Raw genomic sequence first — 24038 nt, 5'->3', positions numbered from 1 at the left:
CGGTCGACACCCACCAGATTTCTGCTGCCCCCGCGGTCCAGGCACCGCACCCGGAACCGCCGGTTACGTGTGCCGCGCTCGCAACCGTGCCGCCGCGCTCGTGTCCGTGTCCACAGCAGGGGCCGTCCCGTGGCACGGGACGGCCTAGGACACTCCCTGGGACGGAACCGTTGCGGGCCCGGGATGGCCGTCCACGTCCTCCCCGGAGAGGAAGCGCGCTCGCGCCGAGAGGACCTCCAGCTCCGGGCGTCGCGCCACCAGGTCCTCGCAGGCGCTGATGACCTCCACGCAGTGCGCGCGATCCGCGGCCACGACAGCCACTCCGATCTCGACGCGACGGTGCAGGTCCAGGCTGCCGGTCTCCGCGGTACTCACCGCGAAACGCCGCCGGAGCTCGGCCACGACCGGCCGGACGACCGACCGTTTCTCCTTCAGCGAGTGGACGTCACCGAGAAGGATGTCCAGCGTCAGGGTCCCGATCCACATGATCTTCCCACATCCTGACTGCGCCGAGCGCCGGTGCCGGTCGGACCAGAGGTACGACCGGCACCGGCACCGCCGGATCAGGTGCGGGCAACCTCCCGCTGCTCGAAGGTCTCGATCACGTCATCGATCTTGATGTCGTTGAACGACCCGAGACCGATACCGCACTCGTAGCCCTCGCGGRCCTCCGTCGCGTCGTCCTTGAACCGCTTGAGCGAGTCGACGGTGAGATTGTCCGCGACCACCACACCGTCCCGGATGAGCCGGGCCTTGGTGTTGCGGCGGATGATGCCGGAGCGGACGAGCGAACCGGCGACGTTACCCACCCGGGGCACCCGGAAGACCTCGCGGACCTCCGCGGTGCCGAGCTGGGCCTCTTCGTACACCGGCTTGAGCATGCCCTTGAGGGCGTTCTCGATGTCCTCGATGGCCTGGTAGATCACCGAGTAGTAGCGGACCTCCACGCCCTCGCGGTCGGCCAGCTCCGTCGCCTTGCCCTGCGGGCGGACGTTGAAGCCGATGATGACCGCGTCCGAGGCCGACGCCAGCATGACGTTGGTCTCGGTGATCGCACCGACACCACGGTCGATGATCCGCAGACCGACCTCGTCGCCGACGTCGATCTTGAGCAGGGCGTCCTCGAGGGCTTCGACCGAACCCGACACGTCACCCTTGAGGATGAGGTTGAGCTGGGTCTTCTCGCCCTCCTTCATCCGCTCGAGGATGCTCTCCAGCGTCGGRCGACCGCGGCTCAGCGCCAGCTCGGCGTTGCGCTCACGGGCCTGCCTGCGCTCGGCGATCTGCCGGGCGACCCGGTCCTCGGGTACGACGAGGAAGTTGTCGCCGGCGTCGGGAACGCTGGTGAAACCGAGCACCTGCACGGGCCGCGCCGGGCCCGCCTCGGTGACCTGCGCGCCGTTCTCGTCGAGCATCGCACGCACCCGGCCGAAGGCCTCGCCGGCGACGACCGAGTCACCGACTCGCAGGGTCCCGCGCTGGACCAGCACCGTCGCCACCGGGCCACGGCCACGGTCGAGGCGGCCTTCGATCGCCACACCCTGAGCCTCGGTGCCGGTCGGCGCCTGCAGGTCGAGGGAGGCGTCGGCGGTCAGGATGACCGCCTCCAGCAGAGCGTCGATACCGGTCCGGTTGCGCGCGGAGACGTCGACGAACATCGTGTCGCCGCCGTACTCCTCGGCGACCAGGCCGTACTCGGTGAGCTGGCCGCGGACCTTCGCCGGGTCCGCGCCCTCCTTGTCGACCTTGTTCACCGCCACGACGACCGGCACACCGGCCGCCTGCGCGTGGTTGAGCGCCTCGACGGTCTGCGGCTTCACACCGTCGTCCGCCGCGACGACGAGGACCACGATGTCGGTCACCTGGGCACCGCGGGCACGCATGGCCGTGAAGGTCTCGTGGCCCGGGGTGTCGATGAAGGTGATCGGCCGCTCGTCGCCGTCGACCACCGCCCGCACCTGGTAGGCGCCGATGTGCTGGGTGATCCCGCCGGCCTCGCCACCGACGACGTCCGTGGAGCGGACCGCGTCGAGCAGCTTCGTCTTTCCGTGGTCGACGTGACCCATGACCGTCACGACCGGCGGACGGGTACCCAGCTCGACGTCGTCGCCGTACTCGCCGCCGAACGAGAGGTCGAAGCTCTCCAGGAGCTCCTTGTCCTCGTCCTCCGGGCTGACGATCTGGACCTCGTAGCCGAGCGTCACACCGAGCAGCTGCAGCGTCTCGTCGGTGCAGGACTGGGTGGCCGTGACCATCTCACCCAGCTGGGTGAACACCACCTGGACGAGAGCGCCGGGGTTGGCGTCGATCTTGTCGGCGAAGTCCGCGAGCGACGCGCCGCGGGGCAGCCGGATCGCCTGCCCGTTGCCGCGCGGGACCATCGCCCCCATGCGCGGYGCCTCGAGCCCGCTCTCCCATTCCTGCCGCTTCGCGCGCTTGGACTTGCGCTGCCGGCCGGGACGCCCGCGGCCGCCGGGGCCGAAGGCACCTGCCGTGGTACCGCCGCGACCGCGGCCACCAGCGGCCGGACGACCGCCGCCACCTGGACCGCCGCCACCGGGACGACCGGGAGCGCCACCGCCACCGCCGCCGGGACGACCGGGCGCACCGCCACGGCCGGCGAACCCGCCGCCGCCGCCTGGGCGCGGACCGCCGCCACCGCCGCCACCGGGACGGCCCGGCGCGCCACCAGGACGCCCGGGAGCGCCACCGGCAGGCCGGGGCTGGAACATTCCCGCGTTGGGACGCGGACCACCGGAGCCACCAGGACGCGGCGGCATCGAGCCCGGCGACGGACGCTGACCACCGGAACCGCCGGGACGCGGCGGCATCGAGCCCGGCGACGGACGCGGACCACCCGGGCCACCGGGACGCGGGCCGCCCGGACGCGGGCCACCCGGACGCGGGGCGCCGGGCCGCGGCGGAGCCGACGGCGAGCCGCCCTGGCCGGAGCCGGCACGCGGACCGGCCGACGGGGAGGTGTACGGGTTGTTGCCGGCGCCGGCCGGGCGGGGACCCGGCCTGGGGCCGGGACGCGGACCGCTGCCGGGACCACCCTGGCCGGGGCCACCGGGACGCGGCCGGCCCTGCTGGGCCGGGCCGGGACGCGGGCCACCCGCGGTCGGGCTCGCCGGGCCGGGACGCGGCCCGGAGGCACCCGGAGCGCCAGGAGCGCCAGGAGCGGGCGGGGTTGCCGGCGCCGGAGGTGCGGGCGCGGCCGGTGCCGCCGAGGCAGCGATCGGACGGGGCGCCTGCGGCTGGGCCGCGGGCGGCGGGGCGATCGGAGACGGCGGAGTCACGGGGGGCTGCGGGGGGGCCGGCGGGCCGGGACGCGCCGCAGCGGGCGCGGGGCCAGGACGACCAGGCACGGGCCGGGCACCGGCGGGGCCGGGACGACCAGGCATGGGGCCGGGACGACCAGGCACCGGGCCTGGGCGAGGCGGCGGGGTTGGCCGGGCCCCGTTACCGGGACGGCCACCGGAACGGCCCGCGGCGCCGGAGCCTTCCGCGGGGAAGGCCTCCTTGAGCTTGCGGACCACAGGTGCCTCGACAGTGGACGAGGCGGACTTCACGAACTCACCAAGATCCTTCAGCTTGGCGAGCACGGTCTTGCTGTCGACGCCGAGCTCTTTCGCGAGCTCATGTACGCGGGCCTTTCCTGCCACGGTGCTCCTTCGTTCGGCCCGCGGTCCATGCCCGCGTGACCTCGTTACCTGCTGGTGATCATGGTTGCGTTCTCACTGCGCGGTCATCGCTGTCTCGACCTGCTTCCATGTCGACGTCGATCTGGCGTCGCCTACCGGCGCGAACCCCCCGAACCGATCCCCACCGGAACGGGTACCGCACCGCTGTCTCACCCGGGCACCGCCACTTCGCGGCGCCCGTACCTCAGTTTTACATGCTGCTGTTGCGCGTCCGCTGCTCCAGATGTGCTCTGACCTGTTTCAGCCCGAGCGGCCCGGAGACCCGCAGTGCCCGCGGGAACGCCTTGCGGCGCTCCGCGAGATCGACGCAGGTGGGGTCGGGATGCACGTGGGCGCCCCGGCCCTGCATTCGGCGGCGGACATCCGGAAGGAGCTCGCCACCGACCACGACGATACGCAACAGGCTCGACCGCGCCACCCGGCTTCGACAACCGACACAGGTACGAATCGGTCCAGAGTYCCCCGGTGGCCCCTGCTCGGCATTCGACTTCTCGGCATCTGGTTTCGATGCACGGGCTTTCGATGCACGGGCGGGAGTCACCCGGGGAGCCGGCTCCGCACGGCGCGCCATGATAAGTCTATCCCGTTGCGCCCCGAGAGTGGCCGCCCATGGCGGAGGACCTCCGCGGGCCGCCCCCGGATCCGTTGTGCCGGGGCGTGTTGTCCCCGGTCGGCCGCTCGGCACGCTCCCCGCTCCCCTCGGTGTCGGAGTGGATGTCGATCCGCCACCCGGTGAGCCTCGCGGCGAGCCGGGCGTTCTGGCCCTCCCGGCCGATCGCGAGCGACAACTGGTAGTCGGGCACGACGACCCTTGCCGACCGGCTCGCCAGGTCGGTGACCTCCACCCGCGACACCCGCGCCGGGGAGAGCGCGCTGCCGACGAAGGTCGCCGGGTCGCCCGACCAGTCGACGATGTCGATCTTCTCGCCGTGGAGCTCCGCCATGACCGCCCGGACGCGGCTGCCCATCGGGCCGATACAGGCACCCTTCGGGTTCACCCCGGACGCCTTCGAACGAACCGCGATCTTGGTGCGGTGGCCGGCCTCGCGGGCGATCGCCGCCAGCTCGACCGTGCCGTCGGCGACCTCGGGCACCTCGAGCCGGAACAGCCCCTTGACCAGCTCCGGATGGGTGCGGGAGAGCGTCACGGTCGGCCCGTGCGCACCGCGGGACACGTGCACGACGTAGCACTTGATCCGATCACCGTGCTCGAGCCGCTCGCCGGGGACCTGCTCGGCCGGCGGCAGGACACCTTCCACCGTGCCGAGGTCGACCAGGACCACCCGGGAACCGGCCCGCTGCTCGTGGTGCTGGACCACGCCGGAGACCACCTCGTGCTCGCGGTCGGCGTACTGGCCGTAGGTCACCTCCTGCTGCGCCTCACGCAGGCGCTGCATGATGACCTGCTTGGCGGTCATGGTGGCGATCCGGCCGAAGTCCGCGGGCGTGTCGTCCCACTCCCTGGGGGTACCGTCCGGCCCGTTCTCCCGCGCGAAGACCGCGACCTCGCCACTGGTGCGGTTGATCACCACCCGGGCATCCTCGGCGGAGCCACTGGTGTGTTTGTAGGCGGTCAGCAACGCGGTCTCGATCGCCTCGACAAGAGTGTCGAAGGCGATCTCCTTCTCGCGCTCGATTCCCCGCAGCGCAGCGACGTCGAGCTTCACCGGTTCATCTCCTTGCCGTCCCGGCCGCTCGGGCCCGCAACCGCGCCCACGGCACCATGATCCTGCACCAGCTCATCGGGGTGTGACGCGGTGTGCCCGGCCTCCGCCGCGACCACGCCCCCCACACCGCCCTCGGCGGTCGCCGCCCCTGCGACGCCGCGCGGGTCGTCCACTCCGTCGGCGTCGTCCGAGTCGTGGGCGTCGTCGACGTCGTCGAAGTCGTCCGTGTCATCGGAATCGTCCGCGTCGTCGAAGTCCTCGGAGTCGTCGAGATCCGTGTCGGTGACGTCTCCGGGGCCGACGACCGTGTCTCCGCCCGCCTCCCGGTCGTGCTGGTCGGCATCCGCAGCCGACCCGAACTCGACCTGTACGGTCGCGCGGGTCACCGTGCCGTAGACCACCCGCTCCACCCGGGTGCGGGCAGGCCGGCCACGACGGGCCGGCCCGGTGGGAACCGCCAGGTCAGCACCCTCGTCGTCAGCCGAAAGCACCCTGCCCTCAACGTCGCCGCCATCGGAGCGGCGAACGAGCACCACCCGCCCGACGGCCCGGCGCCAGTGCCGCGGAGCCAGCAGGGGCCGGTCAACTCCGGGCGAGGTCACCTCCAGCACGTACGGCCCGGCGAGTGGCCCGCCGGCACCGTCCTCGGCCTCGTCGTCCAAGGCGGCGGAGACCAGCCTGCTGGCCGCGGCGACGGCGTCGAGATCGATCCCGCCCTCGCGGTCGACGGCGACCCGGACCACACTGCGCGAACCCGCCCGTGAGACGGCGACGTCCTCGAGATCGAATCCCTCTGCGGCCAACGCCGGCTCCAGCCTGCGCCGCAGCTCCACCCGCGCGGCCTCGTTCGCCGCCGCCGCGGCTGCCCGGCCGCCTCCCGCGGAGGCCTGTGTCCTTCCGGTGCCCCGGGACGGGGCCGTCGGCCGACGGACCCCCGCCCGGCCGGAGTCTCCCGTCCTGGCCACCTCGCCCGTTCCTTCCCGCGCCGACTCGGCGCCCCTGACCGTGGCCGCATGCCACCCGGCCTCGTCGGTGACCGGCCGTGGGAACAGCGCAGGGCGACAGGGCCGTCATCCCGGACAGGCAGCGCCCCCCGCGTCAAGCGTCCAGCGTCACACCGTCGAGATCCTTAGCCTACGTCCGCCGGCACAGCTCTCCAATTGCGGGCCGTCCGCGCGGCGGTGACAGCAGGGCAGGCCACTCCGGCCGGGAGGCCGCGGGCCGATGTGCGAAGCTCCAGCGGTGTCCACAGCAAGCGGCACCGGACCGTCGCGCCGGGCCTTCCTGGCTGCCGTCCCGGTGGTCAGCGCCGGTGCGGCCGTCCTCGCCGTCGCTGCCGGCTGCACCGGGTCGGCGCCCACCGCCCCCGGGCCCACAGCCAGCCCGGCCGATGTGGCTGCGGCGGCCGACGCCCACGCCCGGGAGACCGCCCTGCTGGCGGCCTACGACACCGCGATCGGCGAGCATCCCGCCCTCTCGGGGACGCTGCGGGCGATCCGCGCGCACCACGCCGACCACGCCCGCGCGCTGGTCTCGCTCGGCCTGCCCGGGGTGGGCGCGGGCGCGGTTGCCGGCAGCGGGCGTCCGAACAGCTCGGCGGGGTCGGGCAGCATCGGCCCGGGCAGCACCACCGGCCCGGGCTCCGTGGCCGGAAGCACCGAGCCGGCTGGCACAGCGATGGTTCCCCCACCCGCGGACGGCACCCCGACCGACGACACCGTTGCGGCGCGGGTAGCTGCCCTCAGCGCCCTCGCCGGGCTCGAGCGCACAACCGCCGCGGCCCACCGGACCGGCTGTCTGGCCGCCGGCTCCGCGCTCGCGCCGCTGCTGGCCAGTCTGTGYGCCGCCGAGTCCGGGCACGCCGAGCTGGTCGCAGCGGCCGGCGGGGCGCTCGCGGGCGGGCCCGCCACCGGCGGTACCCGCACGGCAGGCGATGCGCAGGCCGGCGGAGCCGCGGCGGTCACGGCGCTGGCGACGATGCTGTCGGCGGCGCATGCGGCCGTCTACGCGACGGCGGCGGCGGGCGGCGCACTCGCGCCGCTGGGCGCACCGGCCCAGCCCGCCCGCTCCCTTGCCCGGGCCGCCCACGATGATCACCGTGCGCTGCGGGACACACTCGTCGCGGCGCTGCGGGCCCACGGCACGACGCCGCCGGCGGCGCTGCCCGCGTACCGCCTGCCAGTCGAGCCGGCCGGGGTCGAGGGGTCGGTCGACCTGCTCTCCCGCGTCGAGGACCAGTCCGCCGCGTCGGCCTGCGCCGCCGTCAGCGCGCTGACCGGCGCCGACCGCGAGCTGGCCGTGGACGCCCTCGTCGCCATGGCGCTGCGCGGCCAGCGGGCGCGGCTGGCCGCGGGCCTGGCCCCGGAGGCGGCGGCCCCGGCCTTCCCCGGCCGCTGACCTGCCACGCTCGGGCACCTGCCGGATGGCGGTCGCGATCAGCGGGGCGGAGGGGTCCCCGGGCGCGCGGCGCCGAACGCGTCCAGGACCTCGAGCAGTTGTCCGAGCCGACCGATCACCGCGTCCGCGGGTAGCTGCCCCGAGTGGCCGGCCATCTCCGGATTCACCGCACCGGAGCCACCGTCGCGGACGAGAACGGTCCGCATTCCGGCGGCCCGGGCCCCACGGATGTCGGTCCGCACCCGGTCACCGACGAACAGCACGCGGGACGGATCACTGATCCCCAGCGCGTCGAGGACCGCCTGGAACGCGATCGGATGGGGCTTGTCGAACGGGAGATCGCTGGTGTAGACCCTGGCGTGGAAGAGATCCAGCAGGCCGTCGCGCTGCAGCATGCGCTCGTGCCACAGCCGCGGCCACCGGGTGTTCGTCAGCAGGCCGATGAGCAGGCCCCGGGCCCGGACGAGGTGGACCAGCAGCAGTGCCTCGGGGTCGCACATCGTGTGCGGGGTCCAGGCCGTGAGGTCACGCCGGGACGCGGCCTGCACGACTGCCGCGGCCACGTCGACGCCCAGCCGGGCGGAGGCCGCCGCGAGCAGCTCGGCGATCGAGCCGGTCATCCCGCCCTCCGACCCGTTGCCGGCGTGTCCGCCGGCGGCGTCGCGGGAATGCCACCACGACGCCTCCAGCCCGGCCAGGATGGCGGTGATCTCGTCTGCCTGTGGCGGGGAGATCTCCAGCGCCGCCAGTCGCCACAGGTCGAGCAGGTCCACGTCGTGGAAGGGGGTGAGCGTGCCTCCCCAGTCGAACACGACCGCAGCCAGCTGCCCGGGACCGCCGGTCGGGGCARCACCACCGGCCGGGGTGGGACCGTCGGCCGGGGCGGGACCGCCGGCCATCGGGCCGGCAGCCGTGTCCGCGCCGGCAGCAGCGTGCGTGCCGGGATCCCCGTCCGGGGCGAACCACGAGAAACCCACCATGCACCGCGCTATCTCTGTCGCTATCTCGTCGACCAGGCGTCCGGCTCCTCGCGCAGCTCACAGACGATGTCGGGAAGCTTCCCACTGGCGACGTCCGCGAGGGTGACCGATTCGAGCACTCTGCGCAGGTTGACGCGGACAGCGATCCAGACATCCTGCAGATGCTTCGCCGCGCCCTCGTAGTGTGCGTTCTCCGGCGGCCGGCCGCGCACGCTGGCCAGCGGGCCGTCGGTGGCCCGGATCACGGTGGCGATCGTGATCTCCTCGGCCGGACGGCACAGCTGGTAGCCGCCGTCTGCCCCGCGGCGGCTCTGCACCAGACCGCTGCGGCGCAGGTCGGTAAGGATGTTCTCAAGGAAACGCAGGGGGAGGTCCTGAGCCGAGGCGAGCGTCTCCCCCTTGACGAGGTTGCCGTCCGAAGCGGCGAGCGTGAGCAGGGCCCGCAGTGCGTAGTCGGCCCGGGCGGAGATCTGCATAACACCATCTTGCCCGCCAGTGCTGCGGGCAGCCTTCCCCTGGGTTCCCTGGCAGGCCGCCTGGCCGCCCGTCGGCCTGCCTCCCGCCCGGTGCCGGCCGGCACCGGGCGAGGGCCGGGCCGCTGTCAGACCGCTGACGTGTCCACGCCGGAGAGCGGGCCGACCGGGCCGGTCGGCCCGGCAGACCCGTCCTTCGGCCGGCTGTTCTGGGAGCCGCGGGCCGCCTTCACCGCGTTCGAGCCTTCGGCGATGAGACCGCGACGCTCCCGCATCCGCCGGTCGAGAACGTTGAAGGCCGCGTCGACGACGACACCGATCACGAAGATCGTCAGCATCGAGACCATCACACCGACGGTGTCGGAGAGGTCGCGGGCGTTCTGCAGGTTCGCGCCGATCGACGGGTGGCCGGGGACGATGACGATCAGCTCACCGGCCATCAGGCTGCGCCAGGCGAACGCCCAGCCCTGCTTGAGGCCGGCGAGTACCGAGGGGAACGCGGCAGGCGCGACCACGTACCGGTACAGCGCGAAGCCGCTGGCGCCCATGCTGCGCCCGACCCGGACGAGCAGCGGCGGGACGTAGTCGACGCCGTAGATGACTCCGTTCGCCACGGAAGGCGCCRCACCCAGCACCACGACGAACATGATCGCCGACTCGTTGAGCTGGAAGAGCAGGATCGCGAGCGGGACCCAGACCACCGACGGCATCGTCTGCAGCGCGGTGATGAACGAGCCCACGGCCGCGCGCAGCAGGCCGAACCGGGCGACTGCCAGGCCGACGATCCCTCCGAGGACGACGGCCACGGCGTAGCCCTCGGCGGCCCGGGTCAACGTCCGGCCGAACGCGTCCCAGAACTCGGAGGTGCCGAGCTGCTCGAAGAACTCCGGCAGGGTGTCCCCGGGGCCGGGCAGCACGTAGGTGGGCTTCCACCCGGACCAGACGACGATCTGCCAGACGAGCAGGAACATCCCGAAGGCTGCGAGCTTCGGCCAGGTCGAGGCCCACACCCGGCCCGCGGTGGGACGTTGGGAGCGTACCGGGATGTCGAGTGCGTCCAGCCCGGCGAGGGTCTCGTCCGACTCCCGCGGCGCCGGCGGGGCGCTGCCACGGGTGACCGCGGTCGACGAGGACGAACGATCCGCCCCGGCCCCGTCACGAATGGTGGTGACGCTCGCGTCGATGTCAGTGGCCATGACGCGCGACCTCCTCCCGGAGCCGCGCCGTCACGACGGAGGCGAGCTCGGACACCTGGGGCTGATCGATGCGACGGGGCCGTTCGATCGGCACATCGAAGATCTCCGCGACCCGGCCGGGCCGGGAGGAGAGCAGGACGATCCGGTCACCGAGACGCACGGCCTCCCGCACGTCGTGAGTGACGAACAGGACGGTGATCCCCGTCTCCCGCCAGATGCGCTCGAGCTCGTCGTGGAGGAGGTCGCGGGTCATCGCGTCGAGGGCTCCGAACGGCTCGTCCATGCACAGGATGTCCGCCTCCTGAGCGAACGCCCGCGCAAGGCTCACCCGCTGGCGCATCCCACCGGAAAGCTCATGGGGGCGCCGGTTCGCCTGGCCGGCGAGCCGGACCATCGTCAGCAGCTCGTCGACCCGCTCCGCACGCCGGGCCTTCGGCACGCGCCGCAGCTTCAGCGGCACCTCCACGTTGCCGCCAGCGGTCAGCCAGGGCAGCAGGGCCGAGTCCTGGAACATCATCCCGACCCGGCGGCCACCGGTGTCCACCGTCCCCGCAGTGGGCTGGTCGAGCCCGGTGACCAGGCTGAGCAGCGTCGACTTGCCGCAGCCCGAGGCGCCCAGCAAACAGACGAACTCACCGGGACGGACATCCAGGTGGATGTTGTCGAGGGCGTGGACCTGACCGGCACCGGAGCCGAAGACCCGGCTGACGCCGTCGATCCGCAGCGCCGTGTCCGTCGCGAGCGCCGTCACGAGCTTGCTCCCCTCGGTGGTTCACGATCTTGCAGGGTCCCCACGCGATCGATCCCGGCGGGGCGGCCCGCCGGGATCGACTCCGCCTGTCCGCCGGGCCCATCCGGCCGGATGGGCCCGGCGGGCCCGACGGTCCTACTTGTCGGCGACCGGCTTCTCGCCGGCGTCGGCGAGAAGCCGGTTGAGGATGGTCAGGTCGAAGATCCCGTCGAGCTGCGGGTCCTCGATGAGGCCGAGCTCCTCCTGGTGTGCCGCCGAGGTGAACAGCGACTTCGCCACCGGGTCGGGGCCGAAGGTCAGACCCTTCCAGGCGGAGGTGACCACGCCGTCGGCGAGGGGCTTGCCGGTGAGCGCCTCGAGCGCATCGTTCGCGGCGGTCTGCCCGGCCGCCGGGTCGGCGTTGAGCTGGTCGATCACGGAGATGTTGGCCTTGATGAGCCGCTCGATGATCTGCGGGTTCTTCTCCAGGTAGTCCGTGCGGACGAGCAGGACCGTGGTGACGAACTTCCCGTCCGTCTCGGGCCATTCGTCGGCCTCGTCGACGAGCACGGTGCCGCCCTCGGCGACCAGCCGGGACGCGACGGGCTCGGGCACCCAGGCACCGTCGATGGCGCCGGACTTGAAGGCGTCGACCGTGACCGAGTTCTCCTGCGGGCGGATCGAGACGTCACCGCCGCCCTTGGTGTCGGTCTGCAGCCCGTTCTTCTTGAGGAAGTACCGCAGCGCCACGTCCTGGGTGTTGCCGAGGCTCGGCGTCGCCAGCGTCTTGCCGCGCAGCTGCTCCACCGAGGTGATCTCCGGCTTCACCACCAGCGCCGCGCCGCCCGCGGTCACGCCGGAGACGATCCGGATCGCCTCGCCCTTCGACTTGATGAACGTGTTCACGGCCGGGTTCGGGCCGATGAAGCCGGCGTCCAGCGCGCCGGAAAGGATCGCCTCCGCCTCCTGGACCCCCGAGTTGAAGGTCTTGGGCTCCAGCTTCACGCCGGTGCCGAGTTCCTTGGCGAAGGTGCCCTGCTCAACGCCGACGAGCGCCGGGGCGTGGGTGAGGTTCGGGAAGTAGCCGAGGCGGAGGGTTCCCGTCACCTCCCCGCCGGCCGACACGGATTCTGATCCCCCGTCGTCGCCCGAACAGGCGGTCACCGCCAGCGCGAGCGCACCGGCAGCAACAAGTGGCACGAACCGCTGCCACAGCCTCTTGGGCTTCATCACGTTCTGTTACCCTTTCAACACTCTCAACGCGCATCAAATGTCGATCACATGCGTCAAGTCGATTGGAGACATCGGGAAGGTAAGGATGCCAGACAAGTCCGCATCCCGCCATCGGAATTCACACGGATGACACGATGCTCCACCAGGGGCGAAAATATCGCTTACGCAGCGCGTTCCCGGACCGCGCACAGCGAGACGGAAGCCTCCCCCGCGGACAGCGGGACGCACGCAGCGGACGCGTCAGAGCCCGCCCTGGTGACGGGCGGGCTCGACGGAAGCCGGAGCGGATCGAAAGATCAGAAGAGGATCGAGGCGAACGTGCCCACGCGCTCGAAACCGACGCGTTCGTACGCGCGGYGCGCGGAGTGGTTGAAGTCGTTCACGTAGAGGCTCACGATCGGCGCGAACATCGAGCGCGCCAGGGCGACGACACTGGCGGTCCCGGCGGCGCCGAGGCCGCGYCCGCGCAGCGCCGGGTCGACCCACACGCCCTGGATCTGGYAGACGTCGCCGGCGACCGCGCCGATCTCCGCCTTGAACAGCACGCGGCCATGCTCGATGCGGGCGAACGACCGGCGCTGCCCGACGAACTCGGCGACGCGGGAACGGTAGAGCGCGCCACCGTCCGGCCCGACCGGCGAGACGCCGATCTCCTCGGTGAACATGGCGATGCAGGCGGGAAGAAGCACATCCAGCTCGTCCGGCCGGACGAGGCGGACCGACCGGTCGGGCGCGATGTGCGGCGGGGCGTCGATGGCGAGTAAGGGCTGCTCACCGCGGATCTCGCGGGCCGGGCCCCAGGCCGGTTCGAGGGAACGCCACATCGCGGACACCGCCGAGCCGACCCCGACGATGGACGAGCAGCGGCGGCCCTGGCGGCGGGCCCGCTCGGCGAACAGCCTCGCCGAGTCCGGGCCCGCTGCCACGGGCCAGAGGTTCGCGCCGGAGTAACACAGGGCCGCGAGGCTGCCGTCCACCGTGTGTCCCCACACCTCGGCGCCGAGGCGCCAGGGATCCAGACCACATGCAGCCACCCGGGACGCGACGAAGACATCCGCGATCGGGTTACGGCTCAGCAGCTCGGTGACGGCGGGAAGATCCCTGTCGTCGAGCAGCCGGGTCGGTGCGGAACGCAGCGGCAGACCCATCCAGCCCTTCCAGGTTGCTAGGAGGCCACGGAGACCGAGGGCGAGCCGGAGGCCGTGCCGTTGGCCTCCATCTCCTCGGCCAGCCGCATGGYCTCCTCGATGAGAGTCTCCACGATCTGCGCCTCCGGCACCGTCTTAATGACCTTGCCCTTGACGAAGATCTGCCCCTTGCCGTTGCCGGAGGCCACCCCGAGGTCGGCCTCGCGGGCCTCCCCCGGGCCGTTGACGACGCAGCCCATGACGGCCACCCGCAGCGGCACCTCCATGCCCTCCAGACCGGCGCTGACCTCGTTGGCGAGGGTGTAGACGTCGACCTGGGCGCGACCACAGGCCGGGCAGGAGACGATCTCCAGCCTGCGCTCCTTGAGTCCGAGCGACTCCAGAATCGCCGCGCCGACCTTGACCTCCTCGATCGGAGGAGCCGACAGCGAGACCCGGATCGTGTCCCCGATGCCCTCGGCCAGCAGAGCGCCGAAGGCGACCGCCGACTTCACGGTGCCCTGGAACGCCGGGCCGGCCTCGGTGACACCGAGGTGCAGCGGGTAGTCGCAGGCCTGGGCCAGCAGCCGGTAGGCCTGGATCATGATCACGGGGTCGTTGTGCTTCACCGAGATCTTGATGTCCCGGAAGTCGTGCTCCTCGAACAGCGAGGCCTCCCACAGCGCCGACTCGGCCAGCGCCTCCGGGGTGGCCTTCCCGTGCTTCTCCAGCAGGCGCTTGTCGAGCGACCCGGCGTTGACCCCGATCCGGATCGGGGTACCGGCCGCCTTGGCGGCACGGGCGATCTCGCCGACCTTGTCGTCGAACTGCTTGATGTTGCCCGGGTTCACCCGCACAGCGGCGCAGCCCGCGTCGATCGCGGCGAACACGTACTTCGGCTGGAAGTGGATGTCGGCGATCACCGGGATCGGCGACTTGCGGGCGATCTCCGCGAGCGCGTCGGCGTCGTCCTGGCTGGGAACGGCCACCCGCACGATCTGGCAGCCGGCGGTGGTCAGCTGGGCGATCTGCTGCAGGGTGGCGTTGACGTCCGAGGTCAGCGTGGTGCACATCGACTGGATGGAGACCGGGGCGTCACCCCCGACCGGCACGTTGCCCACGTGGATCTGCCGGCTGACCCGCCGGGTTCCGACCGGGCGGGGCGGAGCGACGGGCATGCCCAGAGTAACGGTCACGATGTCCTCACTGGCGTGTCGGATGCTTTGATCGTCGGTTGGCGACCCGGCCCGGGGTGATCCGTCACGGCCAGGCCGTTCGAATCGGTTCGGTCGACCGGGTCAGTCGGCCCCGTGCGGGGCAGCGCACTCACGACGGCCGGCGGGACGCCCCTGCCGGATCTACCGGCGCCCAGGACACCCGCGGACCACCACCGCGCGCCACCGCGGTTACACGGCGGCTCACTGGTTGATGCGGATGGGGTTGACGATGTCGGCGGACAGGATGATCAGACTGAACCCGACGAGAATGACGACCGTGGCGTACGTGGCTGGTAACAGCTTCGCGAAGTCCACCGGCTGTACCGGGCCGCGGTAGCCGCGCAGCCGCCGCAGGCCGTGCCGGGCCTGCTCGAAGCCGAGCACCGCGATGTGCCCGCCGTCGAGCGGGAGCAGCGGCAGCAGGTTGAAGATCCCGATGGCCAGGTTGATCGCGGCGACGAGGACCAGGAAGCTGGCGATCCGGTCGGACCAGTCGTCGTCCGCGGCGGCGACCTCGCCGCCGAGCCGGGCCGCTCCCACCACACTGATGAAACCGCTCTCGTCGCGGTTGTCACCGAAGATGCGGCCGATGTCGTCGATCCGTTCGGTGAACGTTTCGTACATCCCCGTGAAGCCCGAACCGATGACCTCGAAGGTCTCCGGGACGGCTCCCAGCGGCCCGTAGTGCCGGGTCTCCTGACCCGGGCGGACGCCCAGGGCGCCGACCGGGTCCGTACCCTTGCCGCCGGTCTCGCGGTCCCGCAGGACCTGGACGAGATCGGGGCGGAGGGTCAGGAGCTCGCCGTCCCGGGAGACGACGAGTTCCGCGGGGCCGGGCCCATGATTGCGCACGAGCCGGGTGAAGTCCGACCAGGCGGTGATGGCCGTGCCGTCGAAACTCACCACCCGGTCGCCCTCGAGCAGCCCGGCGGCGCCCGCCGGGCCGGGGCCGGTGCATTCGCCCGTGGTCGCGACGCAGCTCGTCTGCCCGACGACCGTCTCGCTCGGCTGCTGGGTGCCGAACGACACCAGCACCCCGTAGATCAGCACGATCGCGATGACGAAGTGGACGAACGAGCCCGCGGACATCACGACCAGCCGCGCCCGCGCCCGCGCCTTGTAGAAGGCCCGCGGCTCGTCGGCCGGGTCGATCTCCTCGAGGGAGGTCATCCCCTCGATCTTGACGAACCCGCCGGCGGGGATCGCCTTGACGCCGTACTCGGTCTCCCCGCGCTGCTTCGACCACAGGGTGGGGCCGAAACCGACGAAGAAGCGGGACGCCTTCATCCCGAAGTACCGGGCCGTGACGAAGTGCCCGGCCTCGTGCAGGACGACCGAGACGAACAGGGCGAGGACGAACGCGCCGATGCCCAGGGCAGCCATCAAGCACGTCCTCCGGCCGCCACAGGACGCCCGCCGGCCTTCTCGATCAGGCGGTTCGCGGCGGCGCGCGCCTCGCGCTCGACAGCGAACACCTCGTCCAGCGTCGGACGGGCGATCACCTCGTGCGCCCCCACCACCTCGGCCACCAGGTCGACGATACGGACGAACGGGAGCCCGCCCGCGAGGAAGGCGGCGACGGCCTCCTCGTTCGCGGCGTTGAACACCGCCGGGGCCGTACCGCCGAGCCGACCCGCGGTGCGGGCCAGGTCGACCGCCGGGAACGCCACGGTGTCCAGCGGCTCGAAGGTGAGGCTCTGCGACCGCGACCAGTCCATCGGCGGCTGCGCCAACGGCACCCGGTCCGGCCAGCCCAGCGCCAGGGCGATGGGCAGCCGCATGTCCGGCGGAGACACCTGCGCGATGGTCGAACCGTCCGTGAACTCCACCATCGAGTGCACCAGCGACTGCGGGTGGACCACGACCTCGATGTCGTCGTAGGGCACCCCGAAGAACAGGTGCGCCTCGATCAGCTCCAGGCCCTTGTTCATCAGTGTGGCCGAGTTGATCGTGACCAGCGGCCCCATCGCCCACGTCGGGTGCGCGAGGGCCTGCTCCCGGGTGACCTCGGTCAGCTCGTCCCTGCTCCGCCCGCGGAACGGACCACCGCTGGCGGTCAGGACCAGCTTGTGGACCTCCTCGCGCCGGCCGCCACGCAGGCACTGCGCGAGCGCCGAGTGCTCGGAGTCCACCGGCACCAGCCGGTCCGGGTTGCCCCCCAGCGCATCGAGCACCAGCGGACCACCCGCAACCAGCGATTCCTTGTTCGCCAGCGCCACTGTCGCGCCAGCCTTGAGTGCTGCCAGGGTGGGTGCGAGCCCTACCGAGCCCGACACGCCGTTGAGGACGATGTCCGCCGGCCAGGACGCGATCTCACTGGCCGCGTCCGGCCCCGCGAGGATCTTCGGCACCGCGAACTCCCCGCGGCGGTACCCGCGCCGGGACGCCTCCGCGAAGAACGCGAGCTGAAGATCCTGCGCCGACGAGGCCGCAGCCACGCCGACCGCCTCGACCCCGAGATCGAGCGCCTGCTCGGCCAGCAGGTCGACCCGCGACCCGCCGCCCATCAGCGCCACCACCCGGAATCTGTCCGGGTTGCGGCGTACGACATCTATCGCCTGGGTTCCGATCGAGCCGGTAGACCCGAGCAGAACCACCTCACGCTGGACCGAAGCCTCCGCCACACCGCCCATTCTCGCAGGCCCTTCGACGCTTGGACCGAGGCCTGTTCGGTTCCTGACACGTGCCGCCCGAAGGTGCGCGTTGGGTGTAGCCGCGCCTACCGGGGGTCAACGCCGGATACGCCACCCGACCTGGCTGCTGGCCGGCCGTCACGTATCGCCGTCGGCCCCCTGGCCTGCCGGTGTCGTACCCGCGGGCGGGGCGGGCGTGGTGGCCGGTGCCACCGGAGTGGGGGACGTGCTCGCACCGGGCGTGGGCTCGGAGGTGCCACCCGGTGGTGCCGACGGGGCCGGCGGTGCGCCGGGCGTTCCGGGCGCCGCCGGGGGCTGCGCCGGCCCGGTACCGGTGGGCTGCGGCGCGCCGCCGGATCCACCGGAGGCCCCACCGGACGATCCGCCGCCGCCCGAGCCGCTCCCGCCGGTCACCGTCCGCCCATCGGCCGGGTGACCGGCGAAGAAGGCCATGGCCACCACGGTCGCGCTCAGGTTCGGTACGGTGCGCCCCAGCTCGGGGCGGTCCGCGCCACCAGGCCAGGTGTGCCCGCCGCCCTGCATCGCCAGCACGCCCACGTCCCGGCCCTGCGGGCAGGACGTCCAGGCCGTTCGGATCACGTTGGTGAAGTCCCGGGACACCTTGTGCTCACCGCCGCAGCCCAGCCCCCGGGCGTAGCGGTCGGTCCGGCTCTCCACCGGCTGGGCGACCAGCCCCGCGTACGGCGCGGCACGCGGGGGGCCGCCGCCGTCCCAGGGGGCGACCGGGTCCTCGGTGCCGTGCAGCTCCAGCAGACTCGCCCGGGGCGCGGGGCAGTCGTCCGGCAGCCGGCTCGACGCGACGGTGACRATCGCCGCGAACCGGTCCGGCAGCGCGCACGCGAGTCCGAGCGCCATGTCGGCTCCGTCGGAGAAGCCGCTGAGGAAGACCCGCTGGGGGTCCAGGCACATCCGGGCGGTCAGATCGTTGAGCACCGCGCCGACGAACAGGACGTCGTCCGGGCCCACCTCGGCCGAACGGGTGAAGTTCCACCGGCCGGCGGCGCCCACAGGCGAGACGACGGCGTAGCCCGCGCGCGTCCCGCCGTCCGTCATCTGGGTGTACTGCTCCAGTTCCGGCGCGGACTGGGCCTGGTCGTGCAGGTTCAGGACCAGCGGCAGCGGTGAGCCTGCGCCGCCGCCCTGCGGCACCGCCAGCACGTACTGCCGGTCAGCCCCGGACACCGGGATGGTCTCGGTCGTGACACCTGCCGGCAGGCTCCGGCCGGTGTCGCACCCGTTGCTCGGCGGCGGGGGCACGGTCGGCATCGCGGACGGTGCCGCGGCACCCGGGCTGCCGGCCTCGCCGAGCGCCGACGCCACGGGCGCGGCGGACTCGGCATCCCCGTCCGGCGACTGCGACATCGCGTACCAGAGCAGCAGCAGGAGGACGCCCACCGCCGCGGTGATCGGCAGCCAGAGCGTGTTCGCGGGCCGGGAGCCGTGCCTCAGGACGCCGAGACCCGCCAGCCGCCCGCGGCCGGCAACAGACCTCGAGGAGCCGGTCACCGGCCGCCCGGAGGCGGCTGCCGACCGGCCGGAGCCAGCTCCGGCCCGGCCGTGGCTCCGGCGCCGACCGGCGGGGCTGCCGATGGCCACGGCTAACGCCCCGCTCGCCCGCGGGCGGGCGGCTCCGCGGCCAGCTGGCCGCAGGCGGCAGCGATCTCCCGGCCACGGGTGTCGCGGACCGTCGCCGCGACACCGCGGGCGCGCAGCCGGTCGACGAACTCCCGCTGCCCGCGGGGAGCGCTCGCCTGCCAGGACGAGCCGTCGGTCGGGTTCAGCGGAATGAGGTTCACGTGCGCGAGGTGGCCGGCCAGCAGCGCGGCCAGCGCGTCCGCCCGCTCGGGCGAGTCGTTGACGCCGTCGATGAGGGCGTATTCGATGCTCACCCGTCGGCCGGTGATCCGTGCGTAGTCCCAGGCGGCGGCGAGCACCTCGGCCACCGGCCAGCGGTTGTTGATCGGGACGAGCTCGTTGCGCAGCTCGTCGTCCGGCGCGTGCAGGGACAACGCGAGGGTCACCGGAAGCCCTTCGTCGGCCAGCCGCCGGATTCCCGGCACCAGACCCACCGTGCTCACCGTCACGCTCCGGGCCGACAGGCCGAGCCCGTCCGGCGCTGGATCGACGATCCGGCGGACCGCGGCGAGCAGGGCGTTGTAGTTCGCCAGCGGCTCACCCATGCCCATGAACACCACGTTCGACAGCCTGCCGGTGCCGCCGGGCAGGCCGCCCCGAGCCATCGTGCGAGCAGCGTCCACCACCTGTTCGACGATCTCGGCGGTGGAGAGGTTGCGGGTGAGCCCACCCTGGCCAGTGGCGCAGAACGGGCAGGCCATCCCGCAGCCCGCCTGGCTGGACACACAGACCGTCGCCCGCTGCGGGTAGCGCATCAGTACCGATTCGATCTTCGCGCCGTCAACGGTGCGCCACACGGTCTTGCGGGTCTGCCCGCTGTCGCAGTCAAGAGTGGTGGCGGCGGTGAGCAGCCGCGGCAGCATCGCGTCGACCAGTGTCGAGCGGATCGGCGCGGGCAGATCCGTCATCTCGGCGGCGTCGTCGGCCCGCAGGTGGCGCGCGAAGTAGTGCCGGGCCAGCTGGTCGGCGCGGAAGGCCGGCAGGCCCAGCGAGGAGGCCACCGCGCGCCGCTCGTCGCGGGAGAGGTCCGCGAGGTGGCGCGGCGGACGGGACCGTCCTGTCACCAGTGGCAGGAGGTCTCCGGATTCGGCGGTCGTGGCAGTCATCGCCCGCCCAGTCTGCCAGGCAGTCCGGCCTGGCGTTGACCGGGTGATCGAGTGATCGGAATGCGGTGGGGGGCAGGCGGCGGCCTGAGCGGCGCGGCAGGGCCGCCCTGCAGCACCGCCCGGCGGCACGCCCGGCGGACTCAGCCGAGGAAGGTGGTGATCAGCAGCCAGGCGACGGGCGCGGTGCACAACAGCGAGTCGAGCCGGTCCATGATCCCGCCGTGGCCGGGCAGCAGGCTGCCCATGTCCTTGATCCCGATATCGCGTTTGAGGAGGGACTCGCCCAGGTCGCCGACGGTCGCCGTCGCCGCGACGGCGACGCCGAGCAGTGCTCCCTGCCAGATCTGCGCGCCCAGCGGCCAGGCCATCAGCACGGCACCGACGATCACGCAGGCCATGACCGATCCGGCAAAGCCCTCCCAGGACTTGCCCGGTGAGACCGTCGGCGCGAGCTTGTGGCGCCCGCCGGAGAGCACACCGGCCGTGTAGCCGCCGATGTCGCTGGCCACGACCGTGCCGAGGAAAGCGATGGTGCGCCAGTGCCCGTCCGGGGCGGATGTCAGCAGGGTGGCGAAGCCCGCCGGGAAGCCCACGTACGCGGACGTGAAGGCACAGGCCGCGATGTCCCGGAGCCGCGCGTCACCACCGATGCCGACTGGGCCGCGCGGGTCATCCGAGCGGGCGGCCGGGTCACGGATCGCGCGGACACCGATGGACACGATGGTGGTGGCGGCGAACGCCAGCACGAGCCCGTTGGTGCCCGCGGCGTAGGCCGTTATGGGCATCGCGACCGCTCCGGCAGCCAGCGGCACCAGCGGCACGGACATCCCCGCGACGTGGAGCGCGCGAACCACCTCGTAGGTGCCGACGGCCACCGCCGTGCTGACCACCGCGACCCAGATCGGGTACAGGGTGAACAGCGGAACGAGGATCACCGCGCCCAGGGCGATCCCGACCGCGATCGCAGCCGGCAGATCCCGACCGGCCCGGATCACCCGCCGCCCGCCGTTCGACCGGCCCCCGGCCCCCGTCCCCTCGGCGCCGGACGGCACGGCGGCCGGCCGGTCGTCCCGCTCTCCCGGAACGTCGACCTGCGCCGCTTCGTCTCCCTTCCCCGGCCGGCGCTCGTCCGCCGCCGGAGCGCCGTCGGGCGTCGGGGTGTCGTCGGGCGTCGGGGTGTCGTCGGCCGTTGGAGGGGCGTCGCTCGGAGGGGCGTCGCTCGCGGAAAGGTCGTCACGTCCCGGCCCACCGGCTGCCGCCGCACGGTCAACCACGGGAGCGCCCTCGGACGGCACGCCCAGCGCTGGGATACTCACGGACCCGCCCATCACGTCGTCCACAGGCGACCTCCGCACCGGCCGACGCGGATCGGTCGATCCGCACACGCCGGATCGGTTGCTTCGCACGGTGTCGCACGTGGCCGGACGCTGCTCGCAGTTCAGACCGACAGCAGGTCCGATTCCTTCACGCGAAGAAGTTCGTCGACCTGGGCGACGTACCGGTGGGTCGCCTCGTCCAGATCCTTCTCGCCACGTCGGCCCTCGTCCTCGCCGGCCTCCCCGTCCCGGACGATCCGGTCGATGGCGTCCTTGGCGTGCCGGCGGACGTTCCGGATGCTGACCCGGGCCTCCTCAGCCTTCGTCCGGGCGACCTTCACCAGCTCGCGGCGGCGCTGCTCCGACAGCTCCGGAAAGACACAGCGAATGATCGTCCCGTCGTTGCTCGGGTTGACCCCCAGGTCGGAGTCGCGGACGGCCTTCTCCACCGCACTCAGCGACGTCTTGTCGTAGGGAGTGATGATGACCATGCGCGGTTCGGGGATGTGGAAGGAGGCGAGCTGCTGCACCGGCGTCGGAGCGCCGTAGTAGTCCACCAGCACCTTGGAGAAGACCGCCGGAGTGATCCGCCCGGTGCGGATGTTGCCGAAGTCCTCCTTGGCGACCGAGACTGCCTTGTCCATCTTCTCCTCGGCCTCGAGGAGCGTGTCGTCGATCACCGCGTACCTTCCGTTCCGTACGTCTCGACACCGACCAGCGTGCCGATCTTCTCACCTCGGACAGCGCGGGAGATGTTCCCCTCGGTCAGAAGGTCGAAGACGACGATGGGCAGGTCGTTGTCCATGCACAGGCTGATCGCGGTCGCGTCCATGACCTTCAGGCCGCGCGCGAGAACCTCACCGTAGGTGAGATTGTCGAACCGAACTGCGGTGGGATTGAGCGCCGGGTCGGAGTCGTACACCCCGTCGACCTTCGTCGCCTTGAGTACCGCCTGGGCCTTGACCTCCAGGGCACGCTGGGCCGCGGTGGTGTCCGTCGAGAAGAAGGGCGCTCCCAGGCCGGCCCCGAAGATCACGACCCGCCCCTTCTCCAGGTGACGGATGGCACGCAGCGGCAGGTAGGGCTCGGCGACCTGGCCCATGGCGATCGCTGTCTGCACCCGCGTGACGATGCCCTCGCGCTCGAGGACGTCCTGCAGGGCGAGGCAGTTGATAACGGTGCCCAGCATGCCCATGTAGTCGGCGCGCGCCCGGTCCATGCCGCGCTCGGCGAGGGCCTGCCCGCGGAACATGTTCCCGGCTCCGACGACGATGGCGATCTCGATGCCGGAACGGCTCACCTGGGCGATCTGGCGGGCGATCGTCGCCAGGGTGGTGGGATCGATACCCAGTGGCTCGCCCCCGGCGAAGGCCTCTCCGGAAAGCTTGAGCAGAACTCGGGTCCATCTCGGCGTGGAGTCCGCGTGGTCCATCGGATCCACACCACCCACGGCACTGTAGGCGTCATCGGTCACGGGCGGCTCCTTCGCCGGTGGCCGGGATCAGCGGCCAGGGACGTTCATGCTGACAGCAGTCTGCCGCACGCCTCCGGCACGGCTGCCCGTGGGCCCGCGTGGCGCGTCGGCGGGCGCGGACCGTGGCCGGGCGGGCTGCCCCGGTGGGGCCCCATACCCGCTCCGGATCCCCCGGTCCCCGGCATCGTCAGGCATCGACCTCGGCAGGGTCGATCACCGACCGTTTCGATCGCGGAAGGTGTCGATAGTCGGCGAAACCGACATCGGCCGGACACCCACGGAGATGTTGTCCCCTCCGCCCGGTGCCCGGCCGTCTCGGTCCGCCTGCCGCGTGGGTCCGCTCAGGCCTGCCGGACGTTGAAGCGGGCGAAGYGGCCCACCTCGATCTTCTCGCCCAGTGCGGATCCGGCCTGCTCCAGCAGCGCGCGGATGGTGAGCTTCCCGTCCTTGACCCAGGGCTGGTCCAACAGGACGACGCTCTTGAGGTAGCCGTTGATCCGGCCCTCGACGATCTTCGGAATCGCCTTCTCGTTCTTGCCCTCTTCGTGGGCGGCGGCCTCGTAGATCTTCCGCTCGGACTCCAGAACCTCGTTCGGGACCTGGTCCGCGCTCACGTACAGCGGGTCGGCCGCAGCGATGTGCTGGGCGAGGTCACGAGCGAGCTGCTTGAAGTCCTCCGTCTTCGCGACGAAGTCCGTCTCGCAGCGCAGCTCCACGAGCACGCCCAGCGTGGGCGGGAGCTGCGGGTCGGTACGGTGCAGGTAGGACTCGACCAGGCCGTTCGCCGTGCTGCGTCCGGCGCGCTTGGCGACCTGCGCCAGCCCCTTCTCCCGCAGCCAGGACTTGGCCTTCTCGAAGTCGCCGTCGTGCTCGACGAGCGCCTTCTTGACGTCGCTCATCCCCGCGCCGGTCAGTTCCCGGAGCTTGCGGATGTCGGCGGCTGTGATGTCTGCCATGGTGCTCTTCTCGTCAGTTCCGAATGCTGGCGATGGTGGGCGTTGAAGTCTCGGCGTCGGGACATACGCGACGCCGCTGCGCGGCGCCTCCGGTACTGACCGCAGCCGCCCGTGAGCGGTCGGCGTCCTACCGGACGGTCGCCTGGCCCTGCCACGAGCGCAGGCCGCATGGC

The 24038-nt window shown here is 72.3% G+C and carries 21 protein-coding genes; 1 reads left to right on the top strand and 20 read right to left on the bottom strand.

Features of this window, described 5'->3' with window-relative positions; translation table 11 throughout:
• Positions 1-144 precede the first annotated feature (144 nt).
• The 5 genes from CC117_RS04845 to rimP all read right to left on the bottom strand — a co-directional run bounded on the left by CC117_RS04845 (position 145) and on the right by rimP (position 6336).
• Complete coding sequence (locus CC117_RS04845) at positions 145-486, bottom strand: DUF503 domain-containing protein (RefSeq protein WP_071082545.1); 342 nt, start codon at positions 484-486, stop codon at positions 145-147.
• Between the two features lie 77 nt (positions 487-563).
• Positions 564-3665, bottom strand: a complete 3102-nt coding sequence (infB, locus tag CC117_RS04840; RefSeq protein ID WP_071082544.1) for a translation initiation factor IF-2 — start codon at positions 3663-3665, stop codon at positions 564-566.
• 229 nt (positions 3666-3894) lie between these two features.
• Positions 3895-4152 (bottom strand): YlxR family protein, encoded by a 258-nt coding sequence (locus tag CC117_RS39730; RefSeq protein ID WP_407671492.1) that lies wholly within the window; start codon positions 4150-4152, stop codon positions 3895-3897.
• Positions 4153-4282: 130 nt separating this feature from the next.
• Positions 4283-5371 (bottom strand): transcription termination factor NusA, encoded by a 1089-nt coding sequence (nusA, locus tag CC117_RS04830; protein ID WP_071082543.1) that lies wholly within the window; start codon positions 5369-5371, stop codon positions 4283-4285.
• Complete coding sequence (rimP, locus tag CC117_RS04825) at positions 5368-6336, bottom strand: ribosome maturation factor RimP (RefSeq protein WP_071082542.1); 969 nt, start codon at positions 6334-6336, stop codon at positions 5368-5370. Before rimP ends, nusA begins: the two co-directional genes overlap by 4 nt.
• 277 nt (positions 6337-6613) lie before the next feature.
• Between rimP and CC117_RS38680 the strand changes: the two genes are divergently transcribed.
• Complete coding sequence (locus CC117_RS38680; protein ID WP_241829843.1) at positions 6614-7768, top strand: DUF4439 domain-containing protein; 1155 nt, start codon at positions 6614-6616, stop codon at positions 7766-7768.
• A 38-nt stretch (positions 7769-7806) separates the two neighbouring features.
• Here CC117_RS38680 and CC117_RS04815 read toward each other — a convergent pair whose 3' ends face one another.
• The 15 genes from CC117_RS04815 to tsf form a co-directional block, all read right to left on the bottom strand.
• On the bottom strand, positions 7807-8748 hold the full coding sequence (locus CC117_RS04815; RefSeq protein ID WP_071082541.1) for an HAD family hydrolase: 942 nt from the start codon (positions 8746-8748) through the stop codon (positions 7807-7809).
• A gap of 20 nt (positions 8749-8768) precedes the next feature.
• Positions 8769-9224 carry an RrF2 family transcriptional regulator gene (locus CC117_RS04810; protein WP_018640643.1) on the bottom strand — a complete coding sequence of 152 codons (456 nt, stop codon included), beginning with the start codon at positions 9222-9224 and terminating at the stop codon, positions 8769-8771.
• Positions 9225-9349: 125 nt separating this feature from the next.
• On the bottom strand, positions 9350-10417 hold the full coding sequence (locus tag CC117_RS04805) for an ABC transporter permease (RefSeq protein WP_071082540.1): 1068 nt from the start codon (positions 10415-10417) through the stop codon (positions 9350-9352).
• Positions 10407-11168, bottom strand: coding sequence for an ABC transporter ATP-binding protein (locus CC117_RS04800; protein WP_071082539.1), 762 nt, complete (start codon positions 11166-11168; stop codon positions 10407-10409). The genes CC117_RS04805 and CC117_RS04800 overlap by 11 nt, the downstream gene beginning before the upstream one ends.
• A gap of 135 nt (positions 11169-11303) precedes the next feature.
• Positions 11304-12377: an ABC transporter substrate-binding protein gene (locus CC117_RS04795; protein WP_071082538.1), complete on the bottom strand. Its 1074-nt coding sequence runs from the start codon at positions 12375-12377 to the stop codon at positions 11304-11306.
• Between the two features lie 299 nt (positions 12378-12676).
• The gene (locus tag CC117_RS04790; protein ID WP_071082537.1) at positions 12677-13528 is read right to left on the bottom strand and encodes a GNAT family N-acetyltransferase; all 852 of its coding nucleotides are present in this window, start codon (positions 13526-13528) and stop codon (positions 12677-12679) included.
• Positions 13529-13545: 17 nt separating this feature from the next.
• Entirely contained in the window at positions 13546-14703 is a 1158-nt protein-coding gene (gene ispG, locus CC117_RS04785; RefSeq protein WP_071082536.1) for a flavodoxin-dependent (E)-4-hydroxy-3-methylbut-2-enyl-diphosphate synthase, read from the bottom strand.
• Between the two features lie 222 nt (positions 14704-14925).
• A complete protein-coding gene (locus CC117_RS04780; protein ID WP_071082535.1) occupies positions 14926-16107 on the bottom strand; it encodes a M50 family metallopeptidase in 1182 nt (393 codons plus the stop codon).
• Entirely contained in the window at positions 16107-17357 is a 1251-nt protein-coding gene (dxr, locus tag CC117_RS04775) for a 1-deoxy-D-xylulose-5-phosphate reductoisomerase (RefSeq protein WP_071082534.1), read from the bottom strand. Before dxr ends, CC117_RS04780 begins: the two co-directional genes overlap by 1 nt.
• Before the next feature lie 138 nt (positions 17358-17495).
• Positions 17496-18974: an alpha/beta hydrolase family esterase gene (locus CC117_RS04770; protein ID WP_071082533.1), complete on the bottom strand. Its 1479-nt coding sequence runs from the start codon at positions 18972-18974 to the stop codon at positions 17496-17498.
• Positions 18975-18976: 2 nt separating this feature from the next.
• The gene (rlmN, locus tag CC117_RS04765; protein ID WP_071082532.1) at positions 18977-20119 is read right to left on the bottom strand and encodes a 23S rRNA (adenine(2503)-C(2))-methyltransferase RlmN; all 1143 of its coding nucleotides are present in this window, start codon (positions 20117-20119) and stop codon (positions 18977-18979) included.
• A 140-nt stretch (positions 20120-20259) separates the two neighbouring features.
• Complete coding sequence (locus CC117_RS04760) at positions 20260-21459, bottom strand: phosphatidate cytidylyltransferase (RefSeq protein WP_071082531.1); 1200 nt, start codon at positions 21457-21459, stop codon at positions 20260-20262.
• A gap of 98 nt (positions 21460-21557) precedes the next feature.
• Entirely contained in the window at positions 21558-22115 is a 558-nt protein-coding gene (gene frr, locus CC117_RS04755; protein WP_018640632.1) for a ribosome recycling factor, read from the bottom strand.
• Positions 22112-22867 (bottom strand): UMP kinase, encoded by a 756-nt coding sequence (gene pyrH, locus CC117_RS04750; RefSeq protein WP_198541737.1) that lies wholly within the window; start codon positions 22865-22867, stop codon positions 22112-22114. Before pyrH ends, frr begins: the two co-directional genes overlap by 4 nt.
• A gap of 383 nt (positions 22868-23250) precedes the next feature.
• Positions 23251-23865: a translation elongation factor Ts gene (tsf, locus tag CC117_RS04745; protein WP_071082529.1), complete on the bottom strand. Its 615-nt coding sequence runs from the start codon at positions 23863-23865 to the stop codon at positions 23251-23253.
• Between the last annotated feature and the right edge of the window lie 173 nt (positions 23866-24038).

The organism is Parafrankia colletiae (assembly GCF_001854655.1).
Lineage (GTDB): Bacteria > Actinomycetota > Actinomycetes > Frankiales > Frankiaceae > Parafrankia > Parafrankia colletiae.
This window is presented reverse-complemented; position numbering and strand designations above follow the sequence as displayed.